Source organism: Flavobacterium koreense (assembly GCF_054776075.1).
In genome coordinates this window covers 26,437-38,296 of the sequence record NZ_BAAHCF010000002.1, presented here as the reverse complement: position 1 = coordinate 38,296, position 11,860 = coordinate 26,437, and the positions used below count along the sequence as shown (strand labels likewise).

General features: G+C 32.1%; 17 protein-coding genes. 11 read left to right on the top strand and 6 right to left on the bottom strand.

Translation table 11 applies throughout. The features are described 5' to 3' along the window. Nucleotides 1–6: 6 nt before the first annotated feature. Nucleotides 7–459, bottom strand: a complete 453-nt coding sequence (locus ACYU7A_RS00500) for a DinB family protein (protein WP_460573392.1) — start codon at nt 457–459, stop codon at nt 7–9. 9 nt (nt 460–468) lie between these two features. Further along, nucleotides 469–906, bottom strand: coding sequence for an acyl-CoA thioesterase (locus ACYU7A_RS00495; protein WP_460573390.1), 438 nt, complete (start codon nt 904–906; stop codon nt 469–471). Nucleotides 907–977: 71 nt separating this feature from the next. Between ACYU7A_RS00495 and ACYU7A_RS00490 the strand changes: the two genes are divergently transcribed. The 10 genes from ACYU7A_RS00490 to ACYU7A_RS00445 all read left to right on the top strand — a co-directional run bounded on the left by ACYU7A_RS00490 (nt 978) and on the right by ACYU7A_RS00445 (nt 8,327). Then, nucleotides 978–1,337, top strand: coding sequence for an arsenate reductase family protein (locus ACYU7A_RS00490; protein WP_298303433.1), 360 nt, complete (start codon nt 978–980; stop codon nt 1,335–1,337). Further along, nucleotides 1,330–2,220, top strand: coding sequence for a DMT family transporter (locus ACYU7A_RS00485; RefSeq protein ID WP_460573388.1), 891 nt, complete (start codon nt 1,330–1,332; stop codon nt 2,218–2,220). Before ACYU7A_RS00490 ends, ACYU7A_RS00485 begins: the two co-directional genes overlap by 8 nt. A 96-nt stretch (nt 2,221–2,316) precedes the next feature. After that, nucleotides 2,317–3,177: a YicC/YloC family endoribonuclease gene (locus ACYU7A_RS00480; RefSeq protein WP_298303430.1), complete on the top strand. Its 861-nt coding sequence runs from the start codon at nt 2,317–2,319 to the stop codon at nt 3,175–3,177. Nucleotides 3,178–3,235: 58 nt separating this feature from the next. Continuing rightward, the gene (gmk, locus tag ACYU7A_RS00475; protein ID WP_460573386.1) at nt 3,236–3,811 is read left to right on the top strand and encodes a guanylate kinase; all 576 of its coding nucleotides are present in this window, start codon (nt 3,236–3,238) and stop codon (nt 3,809–3,811) included. A gap of 32 nt (nt 3,812–3,843) precedes the next feature. Then, nucleotides 3,844–4,209 carry a four helix bundle protein gene (locus tag ACYU7A_RS00470; RefSeq protein ID WP_460573384.1) on the top strand — a complete coding sequence of 122 codons (366 nt, stop codon included), beginning with the start codon at nt 3,844–3,846 and terminating at the stop codon, nt 4,207–4,209. 52 nt (nt 4,210–4,261) lie between these two features. Beyond that, complete coding sequence (gene nadD / locus ACYU7A_RS00465; RefSeq protein WP_460573382.1) at nt 4,262–4,843, top strand: nicotinate (nicotinamide) nucleotide adenylyltransferase; 582 nt, start codon at nt 4,262–4,264, stop codon at nt 4,841–4,843. Then, on the top strand, nt 4,844–5,554 hold the full coding sequence (locus tag ACYU7A_RS00460) for a hypothetical protein (protein WP_460573380.1): 711 nt from the start codon (nt 4,844–4,846) through the stop codon (nt 5,552–5,554). 66 nt (nt 5,555–5,620) lie between these two features. Next, nucleotides 5,621–6,787, top strand: coding sequence for an iron-containing alcohol dehydrogenase (locus tag ACYU7A_RS00455; protein ID WP_460573378.1), 1,167 nt, complete (start codon nt 5,621–5,623; stop codon nt 6,785–6,787). Between the two features lie 318 nt (nt 6,788–7,105). Then, on the top strand, nt 7,106–8,101 hold the full coding sequence (locus tag ACYU7A_RS00450) for an NAD(P)H-dependent glycerol-3-phosphate dehydrogenase (RefSeq protein WP_460573376.1): 996 nt from the start codon (nt 7,106–7,108) through the stop codon (nt 8,099–8,101). A gap of 1 nt (nt 8,102) precedes the next feature. Then, nucleotides 8,103–8,327 (top strand): hypothetical protein, encoded by a 225-nt coding sequence (locus ACYU7A_RS00445; RefSeq protein ID WP_460573374.1) that lies wholly within the window; start codon nt 8,103–8,105, stop codon nt 8,325–8,327. Nucleotides 8,328–8,431: 104 nt separating this feature from the next. On the opposite strand, the gene ACYU7A_RS00440 is transcribed toward ACYU7A_RS00445, so the two are convergent. The 3 genes from ACYU7A_RS00440 to ACYU7A_RS00430 all read right to left on the bottom strand — a co-directional run bounded on the left by ACYU7A_RS00440 (nt 8,432) and on the right by ACYU7A_RS00430 (nt 10,438). Next, nucleotides 8,432–8,839 (bottom strand): hypothetical protein, encoded by a 408-nt coding sequence (locus ACYU7A_RS00440; RefSeq protein ID WP_460573372.1) that lies wholly within the window; start codon nt 8,837–8,839, stop codon nt 8,432–8,434. A 91-nt stretch (nt 8,840–8,930) separates the two neighbouring features. Further along, nucleotides 8,931–9,950 carry a phenylalanine--tRNA ligase subunit alpha gene (gene pheS / locus ACYU7A_RS00435; RefSeq protein ID WP_298303417.1) on the bottom strand — a complete coding sequence of 340 codons (1,020 nt, stop codon included), beginning with the start codon at nt 9,948–9,950 and terminating at the stop codon, nt 8,931–8,933. Between the two features lie 131 nt (nt 9,951–10,081). Continuing rightward, entirely contained in the window at nt 10,082–10,438 is a 357-nt protein-coding gene (locus ACYU7A_RS00430) for a hypothetical protein (RefSeq protein ID WP_396144907.1), read from the bottom strand. 153 nt (nt 10,439–10,591) lie between these two features. Between ACYU7A_RS00430 and ACYU7A_RS00425 the strand changes: the two genes are divergently transcribed. Continuing rightward, on the top strand, nt 10,592–11,086 hold the full coding sequence (locus tag ACYU7A_RS00425) for a CvpA family protein (protein ID WP_460573369.1): 495 nt from the start codon (nt 10,592–10,594) through the stop codon (nt 11,084–11,086). A 19-nt stretch (nt 11,087–11,105) separates the two neighbouring features. Here ACYU7A_RS00425 and ACYU7A_RS00420 read toward each other — a convergent pair whose 3' ends face one another. Continuing rightward, complete coding sequence (locus tag ACYU7A_RS00420; protein WP_460573367.1) at nt 11,106–11,855, bottom strand: tetratricopeptide repeat protein; 750 nt, start codon at nt 11,853–11,855, stop codon at nt 11,106–11,108. Between the last annotated feature and the right edge of the window lie 5 nt (nt 11,856–11,860).

The following is an 11,860-nucleotide window of genomic DNA, read 5'->3' as shown; positions in this document are numbered from 1 at the left end:
TTTAAATTAAATAAATTTTCTAATATTCATCATAAAACCCAAATGAATTCCTTCATGATAATTATTAAACTCCATGGCATCTTTTATGTTTGCTAAATGAAATCCTGTTCCTGTTGTGAATTCGTTATAAGAAGTGAATTTTCCATTAGCATAATCTTCTTTGGTTTTTTCTAACAATGAAAATAATAAAACTTTCAATTCATTTATTTCTTCTTGGGTTGTAGCAGTTGGTTTTGACCCATTTTTATATTTTTCCATCATTTCGGGTGAAATATTCATTGGCAAACCCGAAAGTCGATATACCAAACCTTGTTGCGAAACAACAATGTGACCTAAATTCCAAGCCAAATTATTACTAAAACCTTCCGGAATCTTATTCAATTGTTCTAATGAATAATTCTCAATGATTTTTAAATAAATGTTTCTGCTGGTTTCCCAAATTTTAAATGTTGCTTCCATTTTGTGATTTTATAATTGTGTAAAATTATCTGATTTTGGTATTAAATTCATGACATCAATTGCAATTTGAGGTGTTGGATTTGCAATTTTCCTTAGTTTTGTATCCATCCAAGCGCCATCAACAGTAATAGTTGCTAGAAGTTCGTCTTTGTCGTTTTTAAATTCGTGAATAAGCGTCCATCGTGAAGCATCTTCTTTTATTTTACCCACTTTTGTGCTGATAAAAACCTTTTGATTCATTCGCTTTTCTCTTCTAAAAATACATTCTTCACGAAACAAGATTGGTCCAAAATGTTGTTCTTGCATGATACGCATTGACATTCCTAATTGTTCTAGAATTTCAACACGATGTTGTGCTCCAAAATCGTAATATGCGCTGTGACGCACGTGAAAATTTGGGTCTAAATCGGCCCAACGAATGTGTATTTCTTTAATAAATGTTGACATTGATTGCAATTTTTTTACAAAAATACAGATTATAAGTTTCAAATGAATTTTCTTTGCAAAAAGAAAAAATTATGACTGATACCATATACTATTTAGCGAGTTGCGATACGTGTAGAAAAATTATAAAATCGTTGCCTAAAAGTGCAAATTTGAAATATCACGACATAAAACAAGATCCAATTACAATTGAAGAATTAGAATATATGCGTTCACTTTCTGGAAGTTATGAAGCCTTGTTCAGCAAAAAAGCGCAGTTATACAAGTCATTAGATTTGAAGAATAAAAACTTAACAGAAGACGATTTTCGTAAGTATATTTTAGAACATTACACCTTTATTAGTCGTCCAGTTTTTATAATTCAAGACAAAATTTACATCGGAAACACACAACAAAACATGTTACAAGTAATGAAAGCATTAGAAAATGTCTAAAAGAACTTGGGCATTATTTGCCGCAACATTAGTTTCAATAATTTATGGCGTAACCTTTACTATTGCTAAAGATGTAATGCCAAAATATGTCGAGCCGTTCGGATTTATAACCATGCGCGTTGGTGGTTCGGTTTTACTATTTTGGTTAGTTTCCTTTTTTGGCCCCAAAGAAAAAATTGCTTTAGAAGATTTTCCTCGAATTGCTGCTGCGGCTTTGTTTGGCGTAGCTTTAAATATGCTTACTTTTTTTAAAGGTTTGAGTTATACTTCTCCAATTATGGGTGCGGTTTTAATGGTTACCACGCCAATGATTGTATTAATTCTTTCAGCAATAATAATGAAAGAACGAATGCAAAAACGTAAAATATTTGGAATAATTTTAGGATTAGCAGGAACAATAACCCTGATTCTTTACGGAAAATCAATGGTTAATGCTCCAAACGCCACTTTAGGGAATTTACTCGTTTTTATCAATGCGATTTCCTATGGTTTTTACTTGATTTTGGTAAAAAAGTTAATGGATAAATACAATGCTTTCACTTTCGTAAAATGGATTTACACCTTTGGATTTATTATGGTTTTACCGTTTGGCTGGAGCGAATTTGACGCCATAAATTGGACAACAATTCCAACGGATATTTTTTGGAAAATTGGATTTGTAGTGGTTTTTTCAACCTTCCTAACTTATCTATTAAATCTAATTTCGATGCGTGAGTTAAAACCAACAACCGTTGCCGTGTTCATTTATTTACAACCACTTTTTGCAACAATTTTTGCTGTTCGTTTAGGAAAAGACGAACTGAGTTTGGTGAAATTACTTTCGGCGGTTTTAATCTTCGCTGGAGTTTATTTAGTAACACAAAAACGAGTAAAAAGTGAATAGTAATTAGTAAATAGCTTTGAAATCGATAAATTACTAATCACTTTTCACTAATCACTAATCACTATTTCATATATTTGAAGTCTATAAAACATAAGAATGATACAATCAATGACCGGTTTTGGGAAAGCATCTTTGCAATTACCAACCAAAAAAATTACAGTAGAATTAAAATCACTAAATAGTAAAGGTTTAGATTTGAATACAAGAATGCCGTCAGTTTACCGCGAAATGGAATTGGGTTTACGCAATCAAATTTCACAAAGATTAGAACGTGGAAAAATTGATTTTTCTCTTTACATCGAAGTGACTGGCGAAGAAACATCTTCTAAAATTAATGTGCCTATTGTAAAAGGTTACATCAATCAAATGAAAGCAGTTATTCCAAATGCTGATGAAACTGAATTGATGAAAATGGCTGTAAGAATGCCTGACGCATTAAAAACAGAACGCGACGAAATTGACGAAAACGAATGGAAAGAAATCCAAAAAGTCATTGATGAAGCATTAGAAAATATCGCGAATTTCAGAAAAGACGAAGGCGTTTCATTAGAAAAAGAATTTCTACATCGCATTGCCAATATCATGAAATTAATGAACGATGCGGTTGCTTATGATGCTGAGCGAGTTGAAACTGTAAAAACAAGATTGAGAACCGCTTTAGACGAACTTCAAGTGAATGTTGATGAAAATCGTTTCGAACAAGAATTGATTTTTTATTTAGAAAAATACGATATTACAGAAGAGAAAGTTCGTTTAGAAAATCACCTAAATTATTTCATAGAAACCCTTGCAGGAACAGAAGCTAACGGAAGAAAACTAGGTTTCATCACGCAAGAAATGGGTAGAGAAATCAACACTATGGGTTCTAAATCAAACCATTCTGAAATGCAGAAATTGGTAGTGATGATGAAAGATGAGTTGGAGAAGATTAAGGAACAAGTTTTGAATGTTCTTTAAGAAGATAGAGAATAGAAGATAGAGAATAGAATAAAGAGAATAGACAACACAACTAAGAATGAATAAAGGAAAATTATTAGTATTCTCAGCGCCATCTGGTTCGGGAAAAACCACCATAGTAAGGCATTTATTGGCTCAAGAAGATTTGAATTTAGAGTTTTCAATATCTTGTGCAACACGCGAACCTCGTGGTCAAGAAGTAGATGGAAAAGACTACTATTTCATCAGTTGGGAAGAATTTAAAAAACACATCAAAGCCGAAGAGTTTGTGGAATGGGAAGAGGTTTATACCAACAACTATTACGGAACCTTAAAAAGCGAAGTTGAACGCATTTGGGCTAAAGGTAAAAACGTAATTTTCGACATTGATGTTTCAGGTGGATTGCGAATTAAATCAAAATTTCCTCAAGAAACATTAGCAGTTTTTGTAAAACCACCAAGCGTTGACGAATTGAAACGAAGATTAAAAGAACGTTCCACAGAAAGCGACGAAAAGATAAATATGCGCATCGCAAAAGCACACGTTGAATTAGCAACCGCACCACAATTTGACAAAATCATTAAAAATTATGATTTGGATGTAGCCAAAGCTGAAGCTTATGAACTAGTAAAAAGTTTTATTTCTTTAGAGTAAATAGTGAAAAGTAATTAGTAAATAGCAATAAGATGGGAAGCATAAATTCTTATAAAGACTTGCATATTTGGCAGAAAGGTATTGTTTTAGTAGTAAAAGTTTATAAATTAGTTAAATCTTTTCCTCAAGAAGAGTTATATGCTTTAACTTCTCAAATTAAAAGAGCCGCAGTATCTATTCCTTCTAATATTAGTGAAGGTTACGGTAGAAATACAGATAAATCATTAAGTCATTTTCTTGATATTTCAAGAGGTTCTTTAAATGAATTAGAAACACAACTAATTATTGCTAAAGAACTTGAGTTTATATCAGATTTTGATTCATATAATGAAGTTTTATCATTAATTACAGAAGAATCAAAAATGATTAACGCTTTTTCTAAAACACTCAAAAACTAGTAGATAAAGCATTCGACTAATCACTTTTCACTATTTACTAATCACTAAAATCATGAAAATAGGATTATATTTCGGAACCTTCAACCCAATTCACGTTGGGCACATGATTATTGCCAATCACATGGCAGAACATTCCGATTTGGACCAAATTTGGATGGTTGTCACGCCACATAATCCTCACAAACAGAAGAATACCTTATTGGATGATTACCAACGATTGCATTTAGTGAATTTAGCAACCGATGATTATCCTAAAATCAAAGCTTCGGATATTGAATTCAAATTACCTCAGCCTAATTATACCGTAAATACTTTAGCGCATTTAAAAGATAAATTTCCGCAACACGAGTTTTGTTTGATTATGGGCGAAGACAATTTGAATTCGCTTCACAAATGGAAAAACTACGAATACATCATAGAAAACCACGAGATTTATGTCTATCCAAGATTGAATTCAGGTGAAATTGATGAACAATTTGTGAATCATTCCAATATTCATCGAGTTGGCGCACCAGTTATCGAACTTTCCTCAACTTTCATTCGCGAAAGCATCAAAAACAAAAAAAATATTCGTCCGTTATTGCCCGAAAAAGTTTGGGAATATGTAGATCATAATAATTTTTATAGGAAGTAAATGAGTTTTGAAGCAGAAATTTACCTAAAGTACAGTAATATTCCGTTTTATAAAACTTGGGCAACCACCGAATTGTTGACTTGGACAAGTTTTTTATTATTTTTTATATTAATCATTCCTATTAATTTTATCAATGAAATAGTAGCATCATTTGTAATTGATGTTTTATTATTTCTATCCGTATTTCCTCTTCTTACCATTGTTTTTGCCTCATTTAAACGAATAGTAGAGTATGAAAAAATGAATGGGAAATTGGAAGGTAAAATTTCTTTAAATGAAACTTCAATTGTCATAAACGACAAAACATATTTATTTAATGAAATTAAAGATTTTAAAATTGGTTATGGAAATAAATATGGTGATTTTACAGGAAACACAAAAATTGGCGCCACTTATTCACTAGGTTTAAATAATTCCGTTTCGTTTTATTATAATTCAAATTACATTGAAGTTTTTTTTCAATTAAAAACAGAAAATCAATTAAATACTTTAAAACAGGATTTATACTTTTACATAATAAATGAGGTTCTCCCCTTAAATACAAGAACTTTTCAATATGTAGATAAAAAATTTAAACATAAAGAAGAATTTAAAAATCTAATTCATAAGCATATTAAATCTGGTAAATTAAGTTGTACTGAGGGTTTATTAATGATTGGTTATTCATCAGATAAAGAAGCTAAAGAATTGAGACAAAAATATTGCTCGTAACTTAACATTCCTTTACCACTTGTTCGTTCAATCGTTTCGTAAATTTGTACTCTAAATATTTTTACAATGAACAATTTCGAATTATACAATCCTGTCAATTATGTTTTTGGCAAAGGACAAACAGAAAAATTAGCTACATTAGTTCCAAAAGACGCCAAAGTTTTATTGGCTTATGGTGGCGGAAGTATCTTTAAAAATGGCGTTCACGAAGCCGTAACCTCAGCTTTAAAAGGATTTGAAATCGTTGAATTTGGTGGCATCGAACCCAATCCAAGATTTGAAACGTTGATGAAAGCGGTTGAAATTATTCGCGAGCAAAAAATCGATTTTATTTTAGCTGTTGGTGGCGGAAGCGTTATCGATGGAGTGAAATTTATTTCTGCAGCTTCGAAATTTGAAGGCGATGAAGCAGATATTTTAAGAAAACGAATCTTATTTACCGATTTATCCCAAGTGATTCCGTTTGGAACCGTTTTAACCTTACCGGCAACAGGTTCAGAAATGAATTCTGGTGCTGTAGTAACTATTGAAGCAACTCATGAAAAACTGACTCTTGGTGGAAGTGCTTTGTTTCCAAAGTTCTCAATTGTTGATCCAACTGTGATTACTTCTTTACCAAAAAGACAATTGCAAAATGGTGTTGTTGATGCGTTCACACACGTTATGGAACAATATTTAACGTTTCAACACGATGCTTTATTACAAGATAGATTTGCAGAAAGCATTTTGAAAACTTTAATCGAAGTTGGTCCAAGTGTTGTTGAAAATCCTAGTGATTATAAATTAGCTTCTAATTTCGTTTGGAGCGCAACAATGGCGTTAAACGGATTGATTCAAAAAGGTGTTCCGAGTGATTGGGCAACCCACATGATTGGTCACGAATTAACGGCTTTATACGAAATTGATCACGCAAGAACTTTAGCGATTATTGGTCCGAACTTATACAAAGTAATGTTTGAAACCAAGAAAGACAAACTAGCACAATATGGCGAAAGAGTTTGGAACATCACAGGAAATTCTGTAGAAGAAAAAGCTGAAAAAGCCATCGAAAAAACTATTGAATTTTTCCACACCATGGGAATGAAAACCAAAATCTCTGAAAACGCAGAAAATATTGAAAAAACAGCCGATTTTATTGTAAATCGTTTCGAAGAAAGAGGTTGGAAAGCGATGGGTGAAAAGCAAAACATCACTTTAGAAAAAGTTAGAGAAATTGTGGAAATGAGTTACTAATTTTAGTGATAAGTGAAAAGTAAATAGTGATTAGATACTGAAACAAGTTCAGCATAAATTCAAAAGGCGTTCAAGATATACTTCCTGAACGCCTTTCTCAAACCCCAAAACAAAATTTTTAACTAACTAAACTTATGAAATCACCTAACAGAAATCATATTTAGTAATAACGGCCATTATTTCTTGTTATTGTGCTGAATATCATAATTTTAAGTTAAATTAATTTTTAACAATATCTTTCCTTAATAATCTTAAACTAATGCAATCGCATTGCTTTAAATAAATTTCAGTATTTTTGGATTATCAAACAAACTAATAATGAATCAATATCCAAAATTTGCAGTGATTGGTGGCGGAAGTTGGGCTACTGCAATTGCAAAAATGTTGTGCGTCAATTTAGACGAAATTGCATGGTACATGAGAAATCAATCAGCAATTGACCATATAAAATCTCAAAAACACAATCCAAATTATTTAAGTTCAGTAGAATTTGATACTAATAAATTGCGATTAACTTCCGATATTAATGAAGCTGTTTCTTATGCTGATTATATCATTTTCGCTATTCCATCGGCTTTTTTAAGCGCTGAATTAGAGAAACTTACTTTTAGCTTACAAGGCAAAGTAATCTTCTCTGCTATCAAAGGAATTGTTCCTGAAACATTTTTGATTGTTGGCGAGCATTTCAACAAAAAATTTGATATTCCTTTTGAAAATATTGGAGTAATTACTGGTCCTTGTCACGCAGAAGAAGTAGCTTTAGAAAGACTTTCTTACTTAACAATTGCTTGTGGCGATTCAAATAAAGCAAAAGTTGTAGCCAAAGTTCTTGCCGGAAATTACATCAAAACTAAAATCTCTGATGATATTATCGGTACTGAATATGCAGCTATGCTAAAAAACATTTATGCTATTGCTGCAGGAATTGCACATGGTTTGGGTTATGGTGATAATTTTCAATCGGTTATTATGAGTAATGCCATTCGTGAGATGAAGAAATTCATTCGAAAAGTGCATAAAATGAAACGTAATATCAATAATTCGGCTTATTTGGGCGATTTATTAGTTACAGGATATTCGGTATTCTCAAGAAATAGAATGTTCGGAAACATGATTGGAAAAGGCTACACTGTAAAATCGGCGATGATGGAAATGAGTATGGTTGCCGAAGGATATTATGCCGTAAAAAGTGCCTACAAATTAAACCAAGAATACAAAGCTAAAACGCCGATTATTGATGCTGTTTACGAAATTTTGTACGAAGGGAAAGATGCTAAAAGTACATTTAAAAAACTAACCGATAAATTAGATTAAGATGAGCGAACGTTGGAAGTATCAGTTAAAAATGGGTGGATTTTGGGGTGTTTTTATGGTTATTTTCATGACCTTATTTGAGCTTAAAGAAAAAACTATTTCGCAACAACTTTCGGAAAATAATTTCTACATAAGAGCAGTTTCTTATATTGTGATAGGTATCTTCGTTTTAGGATATTTTAGCTGGAAAGAGAAGGCTAAAAGAGAGAATTCTTCTAAGAAGTAGATTCCTTAGTCATTTCGACGTAGGAGAAATCACATTATTATATAAAATCTGTGAGTTACTTTATGTGATTTCTCCCAAAAGGTCGAAATGACAAAATAGAGAAACTACCTTACAATCACACCGTCAACAAACAAAATCGGCACTTCCTCAACATAATCTGGAGTTATGGTTTGGGCACGGAAGATGAATTTTTTGTCATACAAAGTATCACCAATAAAGTAAGTCACCATAAATTCATTGTTCAATCTTAGAACGCTTGTTTCAACCATTTCTATCTTTACAACAGAAACCGATGGCACATTTGGAAATGCATGACGCAAAAGCGACGTTTTTTTCATTTCGCCATCAATAGTTCCAAAAGCTTTAGAAACAACCATTACGCTGTCTAAATTGAAGTCAGAATCGTTTACTAAATAGATGTACCAAACCTTTTCCATAAAGTCGTCGCTCCATTCTTGAACGGCAGCTAGGAAAACGTTTTCTACTTTTGGGATGGTAATATCTGCTTTCATTAGATTGTTGATTGTTGATTTTTGATTAACGATTTTTGATTTCGAGATTTACTTCTAAAATCAAAAATCGTTAATCTTCATTCTTAAATCATTAAATACTTGATTTAAATTGCTCTAAGAAACGAACATCGTTTTCAAAGAACATTCTGATGTCACCAATTTGGTGTAAAAGCATTGCGATACGTTCGATTCCCATTCCAAAGGCGAAACCTGAGAATTCATCAGGATTGATACCACAATTTTTTAGAACATTTGGATCAACCATTCCGCAACCTCCAATTTCTAACCAACCTGTTCCTTTTGTGATACGATAATCAGTTTCGGTTTTTAAACCCCAATAAATATCAATTTCGGCACTTGGTTCTGTAAATGGAAAATAACTTGGACGCAAACGAATTTTAGATTTTCCGAACATTTCTTTAGTGAAATAAAGTAATGTTTGTTTTAAATCAGCAAATGAAACGTCTTTGTCTATATACAAACCTTCCACTTGATGGAAAATACAGTGTGAACGCGATGAAACCGCTTCGTTACGGAAAACTCTTCCTGGAGAAATCGTACGAATTGGTGGTTTGTTGTTTTCCATGTAACGCACTTGCACTGATGATGTGTGCGTACGCAACAAAACATCAGGATTGGTTTGAATGAAAAACGTGTCTTGCATATCACGAGCTGGATGGTATTCTGGCAAGTTTAATGCTGTAAAATTATGCCAATCGTCTTCAATTTCTGGACCTTCAGAAACATTGAATCCAATGGTTGAAAAGATATCAATAATTTGATTTTTTACTAATGAAATAGGATGACGAGAACCAATTTGAATAGGTTCACCTGGACGTGACAAATCGCCATAAAAACCTTTAACTTCCTCTTTGCTTTCTAGCTCTTCTTGAATGGTTTTTACCTTTTCTTCGGCAACAGCTTTAAGTGTATTAATTACTTGTCCGAAGTCTTTCTTTTGGTCGTTTGGAATGTTTTTGAACTCATTAAAAAGTTCTTTCAACAATCCTTTACTCCCCAAATATTTTATACGAAATTGCTCTAACGATTCTTTATTTTTATCGTTAAATGCTTTAGCTTCTTCAATATGTTGTTTAATCTTGTCTATCATCGTTCGTTCTTTGAAGGTGCAAATTTAAGTTTTTTTAGTGATTAGTGAATAAAAAAGTGAAGAGTAAATAGTTAATAGCAGAAAAATATTTTATCCTCTCAATAGACTAATTACTTATCCCTTTTTACTAATTACTTAATAAGTTCTTTCTCAACGAAGTAATTTACAATGGCATCTTTCATTAAAATGGTTTGTTCTCCTGCTTTTAATGGTGGTAATTCTTCTTTTACTTTGTAATGTGGCCATCCGTCTTTATCGAAAAATTCGAATTCGTAGTAACCATAAGGTTCTAATAATCTACAAATGGCAATGTGCATTAGGTTTACTTTTTCGTCTTTTTTAAATAACTGTTGGAATTTTCCAAGTTCTTGAACTCCAATTAAGTATATTATTGCATCTAAGTCAAGTTGTTCTCCTTCGGCAAATTGATTGGAAAGGATTTCAACGACTTTTTCCCATCGTTCTTTTAGTTGTATATCTCGAGACATTTTTTTTATTTTGAGAAAAGAAAATAGAGAAAAGAAAATAGACTTTTCAACTACAATTTTCTATTAGTTTGCAAATATATCACATTTACCATCTTTTCTCTTTGTTCTATTTTCTATATTCTTATATCTTTACCGCTCACTTTTATTAAATTTATGGGATTTATCGATATTATCTTTGCAGTTTTGTTGGGTTTTGCAGCTTTTAAAGGTTTGCGAAATGGATTGTTTGTTGAATTGGCTTCATTGATTTCGTTTTTTGTTGGAATTTATATTGCGGTAAAATTCTCTTATGTTGTTGGAAGTTTTATTGGTGATAGTAAAACGGCGAAAGTTGCAGCATTTATAATTACTTTACTTATCGTGGTAATTGCGATTCACTTGTTAGCAAAAGTATTTTCTAAAATTGCTGATTTTGTATTTTTAGGTTGGTTGAATAAATTGGGTGGCGCATTTTTTGCCGTCTTGAAAACCACATTATTGTTAGGTATTGTGTTGAGTTTGTTCCAAAAAGTGAATATTAATGATGCTTTAGTAAGTAAAGAAACCCAAGAGAATTCAATCTTTTTCAATCCAATTTTAAAAACTTCTGAATTTATGTTGCCTGTTTTAACCGATTGGTTTAAGGATTTGAAAACTAGTGTTCAGTAGTCTGCTCACTTAAAACTAATTAAAGCTCTTTAATTGCTTCATCACTAATCCAACCTGTAGTTTCATCTGTAAGTTGTACTTTTTTCCAGTTGGCGATGCTTTCTAGAATGTACACTTTTGTTCCTTCGTGAAGTAAAATCGTTTCTGGGCTTGATGCTTTTGGTTCGCCTTTTACTGATGCTGTTTCAGCAAAAACTATTGCTGTTTTTTCAGTTGCTAATCGGTTCTTTTCAAAAAATGCGGAGAAGACAGAAGTTAATAACAACAACAAAACCACAAACATTCCTGTAAAATAAATACGCTTCTTAAAAGCAGTTGGTGAGAAATAATATCCAATAAAGAACGCTAAAAACACAAATCCAAAAACGACGGCAATCCAAGCCCAAGTGTCGTAGCGATAACATGAAGTAAAATCAGAAATTAATTTATCGAAACCTACTTTTGGAATGATTTTGATATCGTCAATAGCCATTTTTCGTGCAAAATCTAGATTGGTTTGAATTTCTGGATCGTTCGGATTTAGTTGTAAAGCCTTTTCGTAATTGTAAATGGCTGGTGCAACTTTATGCAATTTATAATAACAATTTCCAAGGTTGAAATACAACTCAGCCGATTGTTGACCATTTGCCAAAACACTTTCGTAGCTTGTAATCGCTGCTTCATATTTTCCATCGTTATATTGGATATTCCCATCTACAAAAGGATTAGAAATATCCGTTGCAAAAACAGATGCATAAATAAATAGAAATAGATAAAAAAACTTCTTCATGATTA

What these genes read in the sequence shown, in the direction of transcription:
- gmk (WP_460573386.1), top strand. Translation starts at nt 3,236, where the DNA reads ATGAATAAAGGAAAATTATTAGTATTCTCAGCGCCATCTGGTTCGGGA.
- ACYU7A_RS00490 (WP_298303433.1), top strand. Translation starts at nt 978, where the DNA reads ATGACTGATACCATATACTATTTAGCGAGTTGCGATACGTGTAGAAAA.
- ACYU7A_RS00485 (WP_460573388.1), top strand. Translation starts at nt 1,330, where the DNA reads ATGTCTAAAAGAACTTGGGCATTATTTGCCGCAACATTAGTTTCAATA.
- pheS (WP_298303417.1), bottom strand. Translation starts at nt 9,950, where the DNA reads ATGATAGACAAGATTAAACAACATATTGAAGAAGCTAAAGCATTTAAC.
- nadD (WP_460573382.1), top strand. Translation starts at nt 4,262, where the DNA reads ATGAAAATAGGATTATATTTCGGAACCTTCAACCCAATTCACGTTGGG.
- ACYU7A_RS00455 (WP_460573378.1), top strand. Translation starts at nt 5,621, where the DNA reads ATGAACAATTTCGAATTATACAATCCTGTCAATTATGTTTTTGGCAAA.
- ACYU7A_RS00480 (WP_298303430.1), top strand. Translation starts at nt 2,317, where the DNA reads ATGATACAATCAATGACCGGTTTTGGGAAAGCATCTTTGCAATTACCA.
- ACYU7A_RS00460 (WP_460573380.1), top strand. Translation starts at nt 4,844, where the DNA reads ATGAGTTTTGAAGCAGAAATTTACCTAAAGTACAGTAATATTCCGTTT.
- ACYU7A_RS00440 (WP_460573372.1), bottom strand. Translation starts at nt 8,839, where the DNA reads ATGAAAGCAGATATTACCATCCCAAAAGTAGAAAACGTTTTCCTAGCT.
- ACYU7A_RS00430 (WP_396144907.1), bottom strand. Translation starts at nt 10,438, where the DNA reads ATGTCTCGAGATATACAACTAAAAGAACGATGGGAAAAAGTCGTTGAA.
- ACYU7A_RS00470 (WP_460573384.1), top strand. Translation starts at nt 3,844, where the DNA reads ATGGGAAGCATAAATTCTTATAAAGACTTGCATATTTGGCAGAAAGGT.
- ACYU7A_RS00450 (WP_460573376.1), top strand. Translation starts at nt 7,106, where the DNA reads ATGAATCAATATCCAAAATTTGCAGTGATTGGTGGCGGAAGTTGGGCT.
- ACYU7A_RS00500 (WP_460573392.1), bottom strand. Translation starts at nt 459, where the DNA reads ATGGAAGCAACATTTAAAATTTGGGAAACCAGCAGAAACATTTATTTA.
- ACYU7A_RS00495 (WP_460573390.1), bottom strand. Translation starts at nt 906, where the DNA reads ATGTCAACATTTATTAAAGAAATACACATTCGTTGGGCCGATTTAGAC.
- ACYU7A_RS00420 (WP_460573367.1), bottom strand. Translation starts at nt 11,855, where the DNA reads ATGAAGAAGTTTTTTTATCTATTTCTATTTATTTATGCATCTGTTTTT.
- ACYU7A_RS00445 (WP_460573374.1), top strand. Translation starts at nt 8,103, where the DNA reads ATGAGCGAACGTTGGAAGTATCAGTTAAAAATGGGTGGATTTTGGGGT.
- ACYU7A_RS00425 (WP_460573369.1), top strand. Translation starts at nt 10,592, where the DNA reads ATGGGATTTATCGATATTATCTTTGCAGTTTTGTTGGGTTTTGCAGCT.